The sequence below is a fragment of the Marinospirillum insulare DSM 21763 genome (genome assembly GCF_000686905.1).
Taxonomy (GTDB): Bacteria; Pseudomonadota; Gammaproteobacteria; order Pseudomonadales; family Halomonadaceae; genus Marinospirillum; species Marinospirillum insulare.
In genome coordinates this window covers 1-16,970 of sequence record NZ_JMLW01000021.1, presented here as the reverse complement: position 1 = coordinate 16,970, position 16,970 = coordinate 1, and the positions used below count along the sequence as shown (strand labels likewise).

The window sequence follows — 16,970 nt, the reverse complement described above, 5'->3', positions numbered from 1 at the left end:
TAACTTACACCAAATCGTGGCAACCATGAAGGGCAAGAGGCGATTGAGTGGGCGGTTTTATAGGTTCTAGATATGGAATCTGAAAACCACAAAAGAGCCACTCCTGTCAGATGGCTCTTTTGCAGTCTTAATGTGGTTTCGAAAACTTTACCAGTTAGTCAATCACCCCCTGTAAGTGCAGTGGAATCCTGTCCAAAAACCGGCTCCGAATTTCTGTTTCTGTCAGTTTCTTCCTGGCCATCTGAGTTTCGGTCATAAGACGTTGAACCCATTGCTGAATAGCTGAGTAGTTGTCGTAAGAAATCGGACATCCCAAAAAGATGGACAGTCCACGACCCTGCTTAATGCGCAGCTCCATAATGAGTTCATAAGCCATTTCTTTTGCGGTGGGGGTTACCCAAACCATTGATCTAGCCATTGCTCACCTCCTTAGGTGTTGTTTGACTGGTCGTGACCAGGTTTTCAAAAGCACTGCCATCCATACGAGTTAGGTTAGGGATGTAGCGCGAGTAAACTTTAAAAAGCATTTCAGTGGATGTGTGGCCCAGCACACGGGCAACCCACTCTGGGTTTTCACCGGATGCCAGTAGCAAGGTGGCTGCGGTATGCCGTGTTTGGTAAGGGCGGCGCTTATCCAGGTTTAGATAGCGTAGTAACGGATACCAGACACGCTTGGTCACATTGTTGTGATCCAGTGGCTCTCCCTTGGTGTTACAGAACACATACTCACTGAGTTTGCCTGTCGACTGATACTGGTTCTTCAGAGCTTCATACACCGGCCCAAACATCGGAATCTCGCGTTGAGAACCATCCGTTTTGGTGTATTCCGTCTGCCCTTGACTCAAGGTCTCTCGAACCAGAATCACACGATTTTTGAAGTCAACAAACTTCCACTTAAGCCCATCGATTTCTCCAGTTCGCATCCCCGAGAAAAAGCGCACTGCGTAATAGTTTTTGAAATCCTCCCGTACGTTATCCAGAATTCGATGAACTTCTCCCAGAGAGAAAGGCTCGATGTGAGTTTTTCTCAGCCGCAGTGGTTTGATGTTTCGGTAGGGTGTATCAAACTCATAGCGATCAGAAGCCTCTTCGAAAATTTTTCGAATCATCGACATGCGGTTGTTGAGAGTCTTGGGACTCAGTGACTCATTTCCATCACGCCCCTTCTTGGCAGCCTCAAGTGTCCTGAAAGCAAGCAGGTCCGCCTTGCTAACCTGATCCAACGCCTTCTTGCCAAAAAAAGGAATAATGGAGCTGTCCAGCAGTGACCGAACATTGCGCGTATGTGAATTGCGCCACTCGACCTTGTGCTCCTGAAACCATTGCTCAGCAAACTGGGCAACGGTGGGCAAACTTGATTGCCTACGCGCTTTCTGCACTTTAGGTGTTTTGGCGGTAGTAGCGATTGCATCATCTGCACTCATAAACTTCTGAGCATTTTTGCTACCCGGAAACATTTCTGCGTAATCGAACTGATCCAGAACGATTGATGCTTCAACCCGCTTCAGGAGGGCCTCTACCTTTTTTCGGTTGCTGGGCGTATCCGGCAAAGCGGTTTGCTCACGACACCTGACACCCTGATAGTTAAAGTCCAGATAGAGGTTGCCTGTTTCTGGCCTCGCCCGAACCTTACCCATGGCACTCAGCTCCATTAGCCATGGGGATGCTGAAGCTTTCCTCCTGCCCCTTAAGCATGTCTGCTTCAATGACTTCCCAGATATAGAGAATCTTGCGGCCACCAAAGGGGCGTATGTAATGTCGACCTTCAATTAGCACGCTATCCTTTAAGCGTTGCCGAATGGTTCTAGGGTCATACTTAATGCGTTCTGATAGCTCTTCAGTGGTCATATAGGTGTTTTGTGTAGTCATCGCTTTGGCCTCTTGTTGGTGTTATCCTGAATGCTGGAAAAACATCCTTAATGGCATAATGCCATCCTGAATAACATTCTAGCTCACAAAATGACATTTGCAAGCTTTTTTTGCTATTCAGGATGATATTTTATTATCTGGAGCGATATTTTAATGGTTCAGTGTCACCTTGCGCGCTTGATGGGCGAGCACAAAATGAAAATTGCTGATGTGGCGAGAGAAACAGGCTTGAATCGGAATACCATTACGCTGTTGTATAAAGAAACGGCGCAGCGAATCGATTTGGACGCTATAGATAAGCTATGCGAGCTATTTGATTGCGAGGTTGGGGACTTGCTGGAGCGTAAGAAGGGTTAGACGCAGGGAGCGGGGGAATGACTTACGGTCAGGAGTTTCAAGTAACCTTAAGGTCATAAAAAAATCTTAGAATGGCTCTCAACTAAGAAACTTGTCACAAAATCTGTCACATTTTGCCACATTGAGGATTTTGGAGCTGAAACGAAAAAAGGCGAATCAACTAAGTCATTGATTCGCCTTCTTAATATTTGGTAGCGGGGGCTGGATTTGAACCAACGACCTTCGGGTTATGAGCCCGACGAGCTACCATGCTGCTCCACCCCGCATCAAAGTTTGCACAGTATAGCCTGTTTATTTCACCTGTCAACCTAATACTAAAGAAGCTTGGCTTAAGTGTGCTAACAGTGTAACTTGTAGATGCGATAAAACGAATATAATAAAAATAAAAGGCAGTTTATTTTGCGCGGTTGAGCAGGTATAAAAATACTAAACCTGTATTAATGTAAGTATATCAGGCACTAAGTTTAGAAGTTTTTTCTAGACCTAGTGTTAAACAGAGGGAGTTTGCTATGCAAAAACGTGTGGCCTGGGTTACAGGTGGTACGGGCGGCATTGGTGCCGAAATTTGTCGTTCTTTAGCTAAAGCGGGTTACCAGGTGGTGGCCGGTTATTCTAACGAAGAAAAAGCTAAAGCTTGGCAAGAAGAACAAAAAACTGCAGGTTTTGATATTGCCATTAGCTATGCTGATGTGGGTGATTTTGACTCAGTTCAAAAAAGCCATGCAGAAATCACAGAGAAGTATGGTGTGGTTTCTGTTTTAGTCAATAATGCAGGCATTACGCGTGACGCTACCATGAAGCGTATGGAAGCTAATCAGTGGCGCGATGTGATCTCCACTAACCTAGACAGCGTGTTTAATACATCTAAAGCTTGTTTTGACGGTATGTTAACTCAAGCCTACGGTCGTATTATTAATATCTCTTCTATTAATGCAGAAAAGGGCCAGTTTGGTCAGGCCAACTATTCTGCTGCTAAAGCGGGTATTCATGGCTTTACCAAAGCTGTGGCACAAGAAGGTGCGCGTAAGGGTGTGACGGTCAATACTATTTCACCTGGTTACGTTGCTACGGATATGATCATGAAAATTGAAGAAAAAATTCGTGAAGGTATTCGTGCGCAAATTCCTGTTGGTCGTTTTGGTGAGCCTGAAGATATTGCGCGTATAGTGGTATTTTTGGCTGATGAAGCATCTAGCTTTATTACTGGTGCGAACATTTCTGCCAATGGTGGTCAGTTCATGCACTAGGTTTTGCTTAAGAGCGAAACAAAAAAGCCCAGATTTTATCTGGGCTTTTTTATTGGTGTTAATTAAAGGCTTAGCTGGGGTTCTGATAAGCCTCAATGGCTGCCATTAAGCGTGGGCTAAGCTGGCTGGTTTTACTGCCACCCATTATTTTCCAAGCTTCTAATAGCTGTTGAATTTCTTTCTGAGTGCTTTCTTCGGTTGGTGAACCTAGCCCTGAGTTCATACGTTCTATTTGTAGTTTAAGGCGTAGTTGCTGATCTTCTGCTGCTACAGGTACACCTGTTAATAGTTCTAACTCAACAATCAGGCGCTTAGCTGCTTTTAGGTCTTCTGGTTCACCTGTTTCGGGTAGGGCTTCTATTAGGCTGCTTAATTTTTGAGCTAAACCTCTACGTGCTTTTTGCTGGGCAAGACGTTGCAATTGCTCACTTAGGTTATCGAGTTCAGCCTGCCAGTTTTCCTGTTCCTTTTTGGGAATATTGCGTAGGCCAGCGGCTTGTTTAAGTAGCTTGGCGGCTAGTTGTTCTTCACCTGTAGCAAGGGCTTCTTTGGCTTCGGCTAGTTGTTGTCGGGCTAGTGCAAAGCGTTGTAAGCGTTCTTCTAGGCGGTTTTTTCTTTGTTCATCACGCTGCTTAAAGAGTGCATCACAGTGGGTGCGGAACTCTTTCCAAAGCTGGTGTTCTAGGCTGCCCGGTGCTGTGCCCAGAGTACGCCATTCTTGTTGAATTTGTTTGCTGGTTTCTGTTGCAGCTTGTAGGTCTTCGCTATTAAGTAGCTCTTTGGCCTTTTCCACTAGCTGTCGCTTGTTGTCTGCATGCTGCTGGCGCAATTGATAGAGTTGGTCACGTATAGGTGCTATGGCTTGTTGGAAGCGTTGGGCAAGTTGCTTTCCTTCAACTCTGTTAACTGGGTTAAAGCGGTGCCATTCTTCATGTACCAGTTTAAGTAGTTCATCTAGCTGTTCTTCTTCCATGGCTAGGTGGCCTTGGTTAGAGGCTAGTTGTTTTAGCTCGTCACAAATAATGGCTTTTTGTTTTTGGTTGTATTCACGCACTTCATTTTGTGCTGTAAACCAAGCTTTACATGGCTCGTAGGCGGTATCTGCGGCTTGCTTGAATCTGTCCCACAAAGGTTTATTGGCTGCGGCTGAGCCTAGCTCGCGCCATTCTTGTTGAAGTGCTTGAATTTTGTCTGCCTTTACTTGTGGCAGCATTTCGTCATCTGCTGCTAGGGCTTCCATTTGTTCGCAAAGGGCTTCGCGCTTAGGTGCAGCAACATAGCCTTGCCAGTCTCGAAGTTCAGCTATTTTTGCATTTAAGCTGCGGTAAACAGCGGCCAGGCGATGGTTGTTTGCTAGCTGCTCTACTTCATTTTGTAGTTGTTGATGAAGCCTGATGGCTTCACGGCTTTGCCCTAAACTAACCAGTTGTTCTAGCTGGGTAAGGTTTTGTTCTAGTCGGTTAAGGTTAAGTTTTTTGGTTTGCTCCACTGCCTGACGCGCTGTTTTTTGCTCTTGGTTATTGGCAATTAAGCGCTGCTTGGCTTGTTCCATTAGTTCGGGTGTGGCAAGGTTTTTATGCCAGTTAATGCTAGCAATTAACTGGCTGAGTTGGTCTAGTTCTGCTGGGTTGGGCTGGTCACTCATAGCCGCTAATAAATCGGCTAGTTGTGGCTGGGTTGTTTGCCATGCCAAAGAGCAAGCGGTTAGTTCTTCTGCTAGTGCAAGCTGCTGATCAAAGGCTTTTTGATCACTTTTACTGGGTGTGTTTTCTACTAGGCTTGCTTGCCAAGCGGCGGCTATTTGGTTGGTTGCGGTCTGCTCTAGTTGCGCGGGTTGGGCAAGCAGGGCTTCTACTAACTCAAACAAGGTTTGTAGAAGTTGTTTCTGTTCTTGTTTGGCTTGTTCTTGTTTAGCTTGCTTGGCTAGGCGCTGGGCTTCTTCAGCTTGAGTTTTGGCTATAAACGTTTTGGCTTGTTGACTTAGCTGTTCGTATTGCGCGGTGAGTTGAGCATCTTCTGCTAGTTCTAGTGCTTGCCATTGGTTTGTTAGGTGCTCGAAGCGTGCTTCGTATAGGGTTGGATCACCCACTGAAACAAGTTTTTGTAGCTGTTCTAATAGCTGGATGCGTTCTTGTGCGGCTGCAGCTTCTGCTTGTTGTGCTGCGCGGTAGGCGTTGAGCTTTTCTCTAGCAATACGGTTTACGCTCTTGTCACCTTGGGCTTGCTTAATAAGTTGCTCTAAAGCAGTTTCTGAGGTTATTTTTTCAGCTGCTGCTTGGCGAACTCTAGCTAAGCTGTTGCTTAGGGCAAGGTCTAGCCAGTCTTCTTCTGTGGCTTCTAGTCGCTCTAATAAAGCAAGGCGTAGTTCTTGCGTTTCGGCCTGTTGAATTATTTTTAACAAAAGCGCTGGGTCGGTAATTTGTAACGCCAGTGTATGACGCTTTTCACTGTTAAGCTGGGTGTCTTTTAGCAGTGTAAGCTCTAGGTGCTGGCTAAGTGCTTGGTTAAGCTGGCTGCTGGGCTGGCTAAGGTTAAGCAGTTCAATAAGCTTTTGCTGGTTAGGAAAGCGTGCGAGTGCTTCCTTTAACAATTGCTGGTCTTCTTCTTGCTTTAGCCAGTTAAGCACAGTGCTCTGTTGTTGATCAGCACTGAGGTCTAGGCGATTTAATGCTAGTAACCGGATTTTAGGATTCTGGTGGTCTAGCGATGGTTTAAATAAAAACGGTGCAATTCTAATGAACAGCGCATTCATGGTTGTGGCGGCCCTTGCTACAAAAAAATGATATAAAACAACCAGTAGGTCTGGTGCAAAGCTGCGTCAGGAGGCTTAGACTAAACAAAACAAGCACTACCCCAATCTTTGATAAGTCGTACATTCTAGCAGATGAAGTCGCGGGTAGCGCAGAATAAGTTGAAGTATATTAAGGAGTTGTTATGTCTGCTCATTTTTCTGTAGCTAAGATGGATGTTTGTCATGTGTCTGATCAGGCGCAGCGATTGCGTTCCGGCGACCCTGAGTTTGCTGCTTGGGCGGCTGGTTTAGGGGTCATTATTCATCAAGATTTAACTCAGGTTCGAGTTGCTCAGTTGCTCGATAAGCTGGTGGCAGAAGGTCAAGATCGTTCAGTTTTAATAGAAAAATTAAAAGCAGCAGATAGGTTAGCTAATGCGGCTATGTGGTTGGTGGTGCATTCTACCTATGCCAAACGGGTAGATCTTCAAGGTAAGCCTTTAACTGCTGCTGATTTTAAAGCTGACCCACAAGGCCATACCGGTGGTTCTTTAAATATGGTGCCGGCTTATGTGGGTTACATGCTGGCGAATTTATTGAGTGGCGATACGCGCTCTTGGATTATGGAACAAGGGCACTGTGTTTCTGCTATCGACAGTGTGAACTTGCTATTAGGTAATCAAAAGGAGCGCCATGCAACGGCGTATCCCGGCTGGTCTGAACAGTCATTAAATCAGTTTGTACAAGATTTTTACTCTTATGAGTTAACCAATGAAGGTAAGCCTGCCTCGCCCTTAGGTAGCCATTTGAATGTGAATACTGCGGGTGCAGTGAGTGAAGGTGGTTATTTAGGCTTTACCGCTTTGCAGTATGTGCATGCCAGTGAAAAAGATGAGCGTTTAGTGGCTTTTTTATCTGACGGTGCTTTTGAAGAGCAGCGTGGCAGTGATTGGTCGCCCTTGTGGTGGCGTGCTGAAGATACTGGCTGGGTGGTGCCCATTATGATTGCTAATGGTCGCCGTATTGATCAACGAACCACTATGATGATGCAGGGTGGTATAGACTGGTTTGCCGAGCATTTAGAGCAGCAGGGTTTTGAGCCGAGTGTTATTGATGGGCAAGACCCAGCTGCTTTTGCTTGGGGTATTTTAATAGGTGAACAGTGGTTAGAAGATGAGGCAGCGGCTATACAGCGAGGCGATCGTTCTTACCCAGCACGCCTACCTTATTTAGTAGCCGAATCAGATAAGGGCTACGGCTTTCCGGGTGCTGGTACTAACCGAGCTCATGGCACGCCCTTGCCAGGCAATCCTGCTAACGATGCTGAGTCTTTGCGTTTGTTTAACGAAGGTGCAGCACGCTTATGGCAGTCACCAGAAAGTTTACAAGAAGCCGTAGTTAGTTTTTCTCAACACGCTGCTCAAAAACGTCTTCAAGAAAAAGACCATCCCTTAGCTGTGCGCCAAGTGGCTAGCCCTGTGATGCCAGAAGCCCCTTGGATTCCAGCGGATGGGCGCTTGCATTCACCTATGGCATCGGTTGATGTGGCATTTTGTGCGCTCATTAAAATGAACCCTAAGCTCAGGGTAAGAGTGGGTAACCCTGATGAAATGTCGAGCAATAATATGAGCTTGACGCTGGCTAAGTTAAAGCATCGGGTTGTTTCACCAGAGTTTTCACAAGATGAAGCTTTAGATGGTGGCGTGATTACTGCGCTCAATGAAGAAGCGGTAGTGAGTGCTGCTTTGGCCAATAAAGGTGGTTTAAATTTGGCGGTTTCTTATGAAGCTTTTTCAGTAAAAATGCTGGGGGCTTTGCGTCAAGAAATTATTTTTTCTAGGCATCAAAAAGAAGCTGGGGAGCAGCCTGGCTGGCGCTCAGTAGCGATTATTTCTAGTTCGCACCTGTGGGAAAACGGTAAAAACGAGCAATCCCACCAAGACTCAACCCTAGCAGAAGCTTTGCTAGGTGAAATGAGCGATGTGGCAAGGGTGATTTTTCCTGCAGATGCTAACTCGGCTGGCGCTGCTTTATTAGAGGTTTACCAGCACACAGGGCAAATTGCTAACCTGGTGGTTCCTAAGCGGGGTTTGCCTGCTTATTTAACACCTGAACAAGCCACTCAATTAAGTAAAGATGGTGCAATTTGTGTGGAGGGTGATCCTCAAGCTACTTTGCAGTTGGTGGTGGTGGGCGCTTATCAGCTTCAACAGGGTTTAAAAGCCTGGCAGCGTTTAGCAGAAAAAGGCGTTGCGGCCTCTTTGGTTTACTTGCAAGAGCCTGGCCGCTTCCGCACACCTAGAGATAAACACGAAGCTGCTTGGCAAGCCAGTGATGAGTTGCGTAACAGTCTTTTCCCCAGCAGTGTGCAGGCTAGAGTATTTTTAACTCATACTCGCCCAGAAGTTTTATTAGGGCATTTGCGTGGCTTGGATTTGGGTGTGGATAAAACAGCAGCGCTTGGCTATATCAACCGTGGTGGAACTTTAGATGTGCATGGCTTGTTATTATCCAATGGCTGTAGCTGGGCACATTTATTAGCCAAGCTGGCTGAACTGGCTAAACAAGACTTAAGCCAGTGGCTAACAAAAAATGAAGTGGCTGCCTTGCAAGGGGAGCGCCCTTTAACTGAACTACTACCTTTAGGACGCTAAGTTATGCAGCAACCGATTACTTTTCTTTGGCATGATTATGAAACCTTTGGCGCTAATCCGCGTTTAGATCGCCCCAGCCAGTTTGGGGCAATACGCACTGATGAGAATTTTAATCAAATAGGTGAAGCTGAAATGTTTTATTGCAGCCCAGCCGATGATTTTTTGCCTCATCCAATGGCGGTTTTAATTACGGGTATTACACCGCAAGAAGCAAGAACGAATGGTTTGGCTGAAACAGATTTTGCGGGTTCTATTCATCAATTAATGAGCCAGCCTAACACCTGTGTGGTGGGTTATAACTCTTTACGTTTTGATGATGAAATCACGCGCCACCTGTTTTACCGTAATTTTATTGACCCTTACGCAAGGGAATGGCAAAACGGTAATTCACGTTGGGATTTAATCGACGTGGTTAGGGCTATTTATGCCTTGCGCCCTGAAGGCATTAACTGGCCACGCAAAGAAGATGGCACGCCTAGCTTTAAGCTAGAAGATTTAACGGCAGCTAATGGCATTGAGCATGGTGAGGCAGCACATGATGCTTTGGCCGATGTAAGAGCAACCCTTGAGTTAGCTAAGTTATTAAAGAAGGCGCAACCCAGGTTGTTTGATCACTTATTTAATATGCGTGGTAAGCAACAAGTGGCTAAGGCCATTAACTTAGATGACCCTAAGCCTTTTCTACATATTTCTAGCCGCTTTCCTGCTAGCCGTGGGTGTGCAGCTTTGGTACTGCCTTTAGCACGTCATCCGAGTAACCCTAATGGGGTGATTGTTTATGACTTGTCTGAAAATCCACAAGCACTTTTAACCTTGTCGGCAGAAGCCATTGCTCAACGTGTTTTTGTTAGTAATGCAGACCTAGAACAACAAGGTTTAAGTCGTATTCCTTTAAAACTGATTCATTTAAATCGCTGCCCTGTGGTGTTGCCTGTTAAGGCTATGGAACCGGCTATTGCTGAGCAGCATGGCATTAACTTGCAGCAAAATGAAGACCATTGGCAGCAGTTGCGAGGTGTAGATGCGGCTTTTGTCAGTAAAGTTCAGCAGGTTTTTGCAGATGGACAGGGTGGTTTTAAAGATGCGGGTGATCCTGACTTAATGCTTTATTCTGGGAGTTTTTTTTCAACAGATGACAAACAACGCTTTCAACAGATTCGTGCAACCTCTGCCGAGGCGTTAGAAGAACTAGATTTAGCTTTTGATGATTCTCGTTGTGAAGAAATGCTGTTTCGTTACCGAGCACGTAACTGGCCAGAATACTTAACTTCAACTGAAAGAGAGCGCTGGGATGAGTTTCGTTGGCAGCGTTTTAATTCACCCGCCACCTCAAGCTTAACTTTACAGGGCTTGCAAGATGAGCTGATTCGCTTAAGCCAGCAAAGTTTAGAAGACCAGCAAATGTTTTTATTACAGGAGGTTCAGCTTTGGGTTGAGTCGATGTTGCCCTTGCAGTTTATGGAATAGTATCTAATGTTTGCTTTAGAGGTGTAAACTAGACTCTTTAGTCTAGGTTTGTTGCTTAAATCTATTTAAACCTAGTTAGCATGAGAGTCTTTTATGAATACAAAACAAACGTCAAACCGTGGTTTTATTTGGATGCTTGCTGGGCTAATTTCGGTTGGCCCTTTAGCGGTTGATGCTTACCTGCCTGCCATGCCTGAAATTGCTTCTAGTTTGAGCGTTTCTATCCATCAAATTGAATTAACTTTAAGTGTTTTTTTAGTGGGTTTTGCATTAGGGCAGCTAATAGGCGGGCCCTTGTCTGACCGTTATGGTCGCCGTGCAACCATTATTAGTGGGCTCAGTCTTTATATACTGGGTGGCTTAATGGCTGGGGTTAGCGATTCCATAGAACTGCTCTGGATAGCGAGGCTTCTACAAGCTTTAGGTGGCGGCTTGGGTGTGGTTAACACCATGGCTGTTATTCGAGATTTGTATAGTGGACGAGAAGCGGCTAAAGCACTTTCGCGAGTGGTAGCCATTATGATGGCTGCACCTTTGTTTGCACCTTTTTTAGGTAGTGGCTTGTTGTTAGTTAGTGGCTGGCGCAGTATTTTTGTTGCCTTAGCTGTGTATGGGGTTTTGCTTTTATTGATGCTGGCTTGGAAATTGCCAGAAACTAAACGGGAAGCCACGGGGCCAAGCCAAAATGCTTTACGGCGTTATTTAGAAGTTTTAAAACACCGACCTGTGTTAGGTTTTTTAGCTGCTACGGCTTTTAGCCAGGCTAGTATGTTTGCTTTTATTACTGGTTCTTCTTTGTTGTATATGGAGTATTACGGGGTAAGTGCTCAGCTTTTTCCAGTGGTGTTTGGTTTAAATATTCTTACTTTAATTGCTTGTAATCGTTTGAATGTGCACTTGTTAAATAAATTCAGCCCATTGCAGATTTTAAGTTTTGGGCAGAGTATGCAATTAGTAACTGCAAGCATTTTGCTCTTAGCTTTTATTATTGTACCCCTGCCACTGTGGGTGACCGTGGCATTGATTATGCTATTTATTGGTATGCAGGGTTTAATTATTGCTAATGGTATGGCGAGTGCTGCTGAGTATTTTCCACAAAGTGCAGCGACTACCAGTGCAGTGATGAATGCCAGTGGTTTTATGATGGGTGCTTTAGCAGGTGGTGCTGTGGGTATCTTAGGTGATGGTTCGCCACTACCCTTGTTAGGGGTAATGGCAGCTAGTCCTTTAATAGGAATTACACTAAGGTATTTGCTTCACCGTGGTTTAACCCTTGCGGAATAAGCTATTCAGCAGACCAACTCTCTGTAGCTGCTGGCATGCCGGGTAAGGGATTACCTCGGGCTTCTGGCGTAGTACCTAGTAGGTAAGTGCCTCGGTAACGATTAATTAATTCTTCATAAAATTTTAATAGGCTTGGCTGATCTAGCTTTTCTATGCTGTCAGCTAAGGCTTTTCTACGGCCAAAGTCCTGGCGTTGATTCCCTATTTCTTGCCATAAACGCTGTGCTCTTTCACTCAGGCGCTGGTCGGCTTGCAATAGGTTGTTGATAACACTGAGTTGGTGTTGTTGAAAGTCTTTACTGGGTAGTTTTTCTATGCGCTGTTTGTCTTGGCGTAAAAAAGCTTCTATCGCTTCGGCTAGGTAGTCGGGTTCGTTATTAGGTGATTGAACATAATAAAAAATGCCTGCCTGCTGAGCTAAAGGCAGGTGGTTATTAAATACTGCATAGCCTAGTTGTTGCTGGGTTCTTAAGTCATGGAAAAATGCGGCTGACTGTAACTGGTTCACAAGACGTAGTTTGGCTTCTTCTTCAAGACTTGTGTCTTTGGCTTGAATGTAAAAGAGCAATGCTCGGTCGTTGTGGTCTAGTTTTAGCTTTTTGCTCCATTGGCCGTCTGGTATTTGTTTAGTTTTAATAAGATCAACATCTGAAGCATTTAGTTTGGGTTGTAGCTGGCTTTTTACCTGTGTGCTTAAGGCTAGGGTTTCTTCTGATGTGATATTGCCCCAAGCCAAAAGTTGGACATAGAGCTCTTGGCTAAAGTGAGTTAAAAAATAACTAAGCTCGGCTGTACTCAGTTTTTCTAAACTGGCGAGTTGTTCTTCTAGGCTCCAGCTACCCGGCGCTACTGCATCTTTATAAAGTTGACGTATTAGTTGCTGTACTAGGCGATCTTTTTGTTGGTTGTGGAGGTTTTGCTTTAAACGCTGCTTTAGGCGTGCGAACTGCGCTTCTTGCACCTTGGCGGCTTGTAACTCTTGCAGCATTAGTTTAATCAGCCTAGGTTGTTCTGAATTAAAACCACCTAAGGCGAGGGTTAGTCCGCGTGCATGAGGGTAAATGTTGTAGTTGAGTCCAGCTAAACGTGCTGGGTAGGCAGGAGCATTCAGTTGGTCGTTTAACCAGCTAGCCGCTAGCTGAGCTAAGAGTCTAGCTTCTAGGTTGGTGGTAACTTCTGGGTTTTGCAAGCTGATATAAACTTGTGCACGGGGTACTTTAAAGCTGGTATCTAGGCCATGCCAAACTTCTAGGCCTTGTTCTTTTATTAGTGCTTGGGGTTGTTTTACCGAGCTACCTTTTTTTAAAGCAAGGTTAGAGGGTAAGTAGTCATTGGCTGGTGGTAGTTGGGTGGTCAGCTTGGTCTGAGTTTTATTCAGGTCTAAAGATAATTGATTAATACTAAACTTGGCAGGTAACCATTGGCCAGTTTGGTTGGCTTCAACCTCTGGGCTGGTGCGCACAACCAGTAAGCGTTGGGGTGTGAGTTGATCTAGCAGGTTGTTTATCAGTAATGGATCAAACTCATCGAATAAATAGTGGGCTCTTAGCACATCTTGGGTTGGGTAGCGTGCAAGATTCATAGCTAAATGAGTAACTAGGCTGCTGGCTTTGGTGGACTCTGCAAAGCGAAAGGCGTTGCTGGCTAGTTGAGCATCTTCTTGGTAGCGCCAAGCTTCTATGCCTTGTTCTTTTATTAATGCTAGGTGATTAAAAACTAGGGCAAGAATTTCTTGTCTGTTTTTATCGCCTTCTGGGGTTAGTTCTAGGCTAATTGAGAATAACGCTTGCTTGCCGTTACTCATTTGTGTGCCTGCTGAAAGGCTAGTTGCCCAGTTTTCAGCTTTTAAAGTGGCTAATAAACCACCTTCTCCTTCATGCCCTAGAAGTCCGCCTAAATAATGGTCGGCTTTTTTTTGGTAGTTAGCGGTTTGATCTGGAATAGGGAAGAGCAAAAGCAGTTGATGTTGCTGGCGCAAGGGTAGGTAATCAACTTGGGCTGGTAGTTGTTCTTGAGTGAATAAATTAGGCCAAATAGGGTCTGGTGTTACGCTACCCTGCTGGATGGCCGAGAAGTGCTGTTCAACTAAATCACGTAGCTCATTAACTGGCTGTTTACCTAGTACTACAAGAGTCATACGGTCTGTAGTGTAGTAGGTTTGGTAAAAATCGAGTAAAGCTTGGCGCATTTCATCGCTGGTAATGTCTAGAGATTCTTTGTTACCTGCACTGAAACGTGCTGCTGGATGTGCTGGGTTAAAAGCTTGACGTAAAGCTGTTAAGCGTAAGCGAGCATCGTTTTGCAAAGTGCCGCTCCACTCAGAGTGAACAGCGTTAACTTCTCTTTCTAAATATTCAGGACTTAATAAGGGTGCAATAAAAAACTGTGAGAGGCGTTCTAGGGCTGGGTCTAAATGTTCTGGTTGTATATCAAAAAAGTAGTTGGTGTCTTTAGCAGAAGTAAAAGCATTATGGCTGCCACCATGTTGACTAATATAATTTTGGTAGGCATCAGGTTTTGGGAAGCGTTCAGTACCTAAAAAAAGCATGTGCTCTAAAAAGTGTGCTAGTCCAGGCCAAGCGTTAGGTTCGTGATAGCTGCCCGCAGCAATGTTCATAGAAGCGGCAGCCTTGTCTGCTGTTGGATCACTCACAACTAAAACTTTTAAGCCGTTGTTAAGCTGAAAGTTAAGGTAGTCTTTTTGGTCGTTTGGGCTGGTGATGGGTTGATTTGAATTGCTTGAGAGTTGTGACATAAGAGAAGTGCAACCACTGAAGGTGATGAGGAGTAAAATAAGGGTAAAAAAGTTAACTATTTTTTTCATTGTTAGCTCTACTTATTTTCTAATTAAACGATCTGCAATAGGTGAGATTACTAAGTTGCTTTGATTAGCTGGGTCATTTACTAGCTGGCTGACAGGGTAAGCTTCTAGTTCGTCATCTTTTAGGGAGAGGAGTTCCATTAAGTTTGAGTCTTCAGTTTTAGGATTAAGCCACTCAAGTGCTTGGCTAGCTGTAAGTTTTAGTGGTACACGGGTCGCAAGCTTTGCTAACCAAGGGTCTGCATCCACACTTATTAAACCAAAAGAATCATAAGCTCTTCCTGGAGCGACAGGGTAACGAGTCCAAAGGCCAGCTAAAAAGAAAGGGCGATTATGCGGGCGGCGAATTGCAAAAGGGTGTTTACCTCGATTGACTGCTACCCATACATAGTAACCAGTAACAATTACAATACAGCGTTGCTTTTTAAAGCTTTCTTGGTACATAGGGCTAGTAGCCAGCTTTTCACTGCGAAGAATATAAGGTGCCTCATTAAGCTGCTTCATCCAGCCGGGGGTGAAGCTCCAAAAAGCATCGTCTTGTGTTAAGTGTTTATCTTGCCAGCGCAAAATAGACAGGGTGTTAGTGGGTATTAAGTTAAATCCAGTACGAAGTGGATTCATTTGCACTATAGGCTTACCTAGCTCTTGTTCGGCGCTGTAGGGGGTAACTATTAAACGTCCACTCATAGCTTATTTGTAAATGGCCGTTTGATTACGACCAGCTCCCTTAGCTTTATAAAGAGCTTCATCTGCAGCTTTAATAACATCTTCAGGTGTGGCGAGGCTAGAGCTACGTTCAGCAACTCCCATACTGATAGTAACTGAGACACTATCAGTTTTAGACTTGGCGGTTTTAGCTTCTTCTCGAATTTTAACTTGGTAGTTTTCAATGGCAATACGCAGCTTTTCTAAATAGGGTTGTGCTTGTTCAGAATTTTTACTAGGGAAGACTAGAGTAAATTCTTCGCCACCATAGCGATAGGCTTTGCCACCACCACTAACTTTATTAAGTTGTGTGGCTACCATTTTAAGCACTTGATCACCCAAATCATGCCCATAGGTATCATTAAACTTTTTAAAATGATCGACATCAGCCATTGCTAAGCTGTAGTTGCGACCAAGGCGCTGCAAACGTTCGTTAAGAGCTCGTCGACCTGGTAGGCCAGTTAAGTCATCACGAAAAGCCATTTGAAAAGCTTCTTGTAAAACAGCCAAACTTAACATTAGTAGCGCAGCTAAAGTAACTAAGGTGGGTGTTAGTGGCTGATGAAACCACTGCAGCATGAGTACCATAGAGATAAGGGCAGTCAGCTGGGCTGCAAGGTAGGGCTGAGGGTTGCGTATTAGCTGAATTAACAAGATAAAAATACAAACAAAAAACGTAAGCAAAGGTAGTTGCGCTAAACCTAGGTGGTTCACATAAATAGAAGGAAAGTAAGTGGTAGACAAAGCATCACTTAACTGAAGTGGGAAGCTTTGGGAGATTGCATAAAAAATAATGCAGCAAAAAGAGAAGACCAGGGTTCTTAGCAGTAGGTCGTGCATTAAGTGGAAGCGTTCAGACCAAAGCGAGTTTAAAGTAAGTAATAGAGGTAAAAGAAGGCTGATTAATAGATAAGATAAAGGTGCACCAAGATTAATAGGTGCGCTAGTGCTATGTAGGCTGGGTTGTTGTACCTGTTGCTCTAGTAGCCAGTAGCTGAGCAGAACCAGTAATAATGCAAACAAAACCCGTGTACGCGCATAACTCAATGCAAGTAGACCACCCGTTACAGCAAAAACCCAAACTAGCAATTCACTAAAGCTATGTAGAGATTCAGGTAAAAGCTGTAATTTGATAACTGCAAAGCAACCAGCCGCCAAACTAAGTGGCGCTATAAACAGCTGCAAGGTGTAAATAAGGCGATAGTACACAGTAAATCCTTGTTGTCTGTAGGGGTGAAATCAACGCAATTCTACTAATCCAATGGTTTGCGAGTATAAAGACTTAAGTAGAAAAGTGCAGTAGTGTAAAATAATTACAAAAACCCCTTGCGTTTAAAAAGTTAGTGCCTATAATACGCCTCTCTTGTCAGGGAGCGCTTAGAAATAAGCGGTTAAAAAAGCTTTGGCAAGGGGTGTAAAGGATTGTTTTTAAAGGTATTTCTTTTAAAGAATTTGAAAACAAAGCTTGACACTGGGGCGAAACGCTGTAGACTACGCTCCTCTGATTCAGCAGCTTGTTTAGATTGATTGACTAGCTACTTTGAGTCACCGCTCTTTAAGAATGAAGCATCAGGAACATTCATGTGGGCGCTTGCGGGATGGCTTGTGATGAAGTCACAAGATATCAAGGCAAGCGCTTATAAGAAGCTTGACAGGTTTAGTTTACTAGACAGGTTGAGATTCAAGTATTCGTTTGAAACCTTGAGCCAAGATTAGTCACCTTAAGTGACACTATGATTTTAAACCGAAGAGTTTGATCATGGCTCAGATTGAACGCTGGCGGCAGGCCTAACACATGCAAGTCGAGCGGTAACAGGAGAAGCTTGCTTCTTGCT

Annotated in this window: 12 protein-coding genes, 1 tRNA gene and 1 rRNA gene; 6 read left to right on the top strand and 8 right to left on the bottom strand. The window is 44.5% G+C overall.

All coding sequences use genetic code 11. The annotated features are described in order from the left end of the window. Nucleotides 1–154 precede the first annotated feature (154 nt). The 3 genes from BP27_RS0109545 to BP27_RS0109535 are packed head-to-tail and all read right to left on the bottom strand — an operon-like array spanning nucleotide 155 to nucleotide 1,869. Nucleotides 155–418, bottom strand: coding sequence for a hypothetical protein (locus tag BP27_RS0109545; protein WP_027851362.1), 264 nt, complete (start codon nucleotides 416–418; stop codon nucleotides 155–157). After that, nucleotides 411–1,637 (bottom strand): Arm DNA-binding domain-containing protein, encoded by a 1,227-nt coding sequence (locus BP27_RS0109540; protein WP_027851361.1) that lies wholly within the window; start codon nucleotides 1,635–1,637, stop codon nucleotides 411–413. Before BP27_RS0109540 ends, BP27_RS0109545 begins: the two co-directional genes overlap by 8 nt. Next, complete coding sequence (locus BP27_RS0109535; protein ID WP_027851360.1) at nucleotides 1,630–1,869, bottom strand: hypothetical protein; 240 nt, start codon at nucleotides 1,867–1,869, stop codon at nucleotides 1,630–1,632. Before BP27_RS0109535 ends, BP27_RS0109540 begins: the two co-directional genes overlap by 8 nt. Nucleotides 1,870–2,022: 153 nt before the next feature. Between BP27_RS0109535 and BP27_RS0109530 the strand changes: the two genes are divergently transcribed. Further along, the gene (locus tag BP27_RS0109530; RefSeq protein WP_027851359.1) at nucleotides 2,023–2,226 is read left to right on the top strand and encodes a helix-turn-helix domain-containing protein; all 204 of its coding nucleotides are present in this window, start codon (nucleotides 2,023–2,025) and stop codon (nucleotides 2,224–2,226) included. A 189-nt stretch (nucleotides 2,227–2,415) separates the two neighbouring features. Here the strand turns inward: BP27_RS0109530 and BP27_RS0109525 are convergent. Continuing rightward, a tRNA-Met gene (locus BP27_RS0109525) sits at nucleotides 2,416–2,492 on the bottom strand. Between the two features lie 243 nt (nucleotides 2,493–2,735). On the opposite strand from BP27_RS0109525, the gene phbB reads away from it, so the two are divergent. Next, complete coding sequence (phbB, locus tag BP27_RS0109520) at nucleotides 2,736–3,473, top strand: acetoacetyl-CoA reductase (RefSeq protein WP_027851358.1); 738 nt, start codon at nucleotides 2,736–2,738, stop codon at nucleotides 3,471–3,473. A 70-nt stretch (nucleotides 3,474–3,543) separates the two neighbouring features. Here the strand turns inward: phbB and BP27_RS0109515 are convergent, their stop codons facing one another. After that, nucleotides 3,544–6,225 carry a DUF349 domain-containing protein gene (locus BP27_RS0109515; protein WP_027851357.1) on the bottom strand — a complete coding sequence of 894 codons (2,682 nt, stop codon included), beginning with the start codon at nucleotides 6,223–6,225 and terminating at the stop codon, nucleotides 3,544–3,546. 182 nt (nucleotides 6,226–6,407) lie between these two features. Between BP27_RS0109515 and BP27_RS0109510 the strand changes: the two genes are divergently transcribed. From BP27_RS0109510 to BP27_RS0109500, 3 genes are all read left to right on the top strand, one after another. Beyond that, the gene (locus BP27_RS0109510; RefSeq protein WP_084324570.1) at nucleotides 6,408–8,858 is read left to right on the top strand and encodes a phosphoketolase family protein; all 2,451 of its coding nucleotides are present in this window, start codon (nucleotides 6,408–6,410) and stop codon (nucleotides 8,856–8,858) included. 3 nt (nucleotides 8,859–8,861) lie between these two features. After that, nucleotides 8,862–10,325 (top strand): exodeoxyribonuclease I, encoded by a 1,464-nt coding sequence (gene sbcB / locus BP27_RS0109505; protein ID WP_027851355.1) that lies wholly within the window; start codon nucleotides 8,862–8,864, stop codon nucleotides 10,323–10,325. Between the two features lie 93 nt (nucleotides 10,326–10,418). After that, nucleotides 10,419–11,609, top strand: coding sequence for a multidrug effflux MFS transporter (locus BP27_RS0109500; protein ID WP_027851354.1), 1,191 nt, complete (start codon nucleotides 10,419–10,421; stop codon nucleotides 11,607–11,609). A gap of 1 nt (nucleotide 11,610) precedes the next feature. On the opposite strand, the gene BP27_RS15860 is transcribed toward BP27_RS0109500, so the two are convergent. The 3 genes from BP27_RS15860 to BP27_RS0109485 all read right to left on the bottom strand — a co-directional run bounded on the left by BP27_RS15860 (nucleotide 11,611) and on the right by BP27_RS0109485 (nucleotide 16,344). Further along, nucleotides 11,611–14,364: an insulinase family protein gene (locus BP27_RS15860; protein ID WP_160169835.1), complete on the bottom strand. Its 2,754-nt coding sequence runs from the start codon at nucleotides 14,362–14,364 to the stop codon at nucleotides 11,611–11,613. A gap of 81 nt (nucleotides 14,365–14,445) precedes the next feature. Next, nucleotides 14,446–15,117: an SOS response-associated peptidase gene (locus BP27_RS16780; protein WP_027851353.1), complete on the bottom strand. Its 672-nt coding sequence runs from the start codon at nucleotides 15,115–15,117 to the stop codon at nucleotides 14,446–14,448. 3 nt (nucleotides 15,118–15,120) lie between these two features. Further along, a complete protein-coding gene (locus BP27_RS0109485; protein ID WP_027851352.1) occupies nucleotides 15,121–16,344 on the bottom strand; it encodes a GGDEF domain-containing protein in 1,224 nt (407 codons plus the stop codon). Nucleotides 16,345–16,876: 532 nt separating this feature from the next. On the opposite strand from BP27_RS0109485, the gene BP27_RS0109475 reads away from it, so the two are divergent. After that, nucleotides 16,877–16,970: ribosomal RNA gene (locus BP27_RS0109475) — 16S ribosomal RNA — on the top strand; the annotation flags it as partial.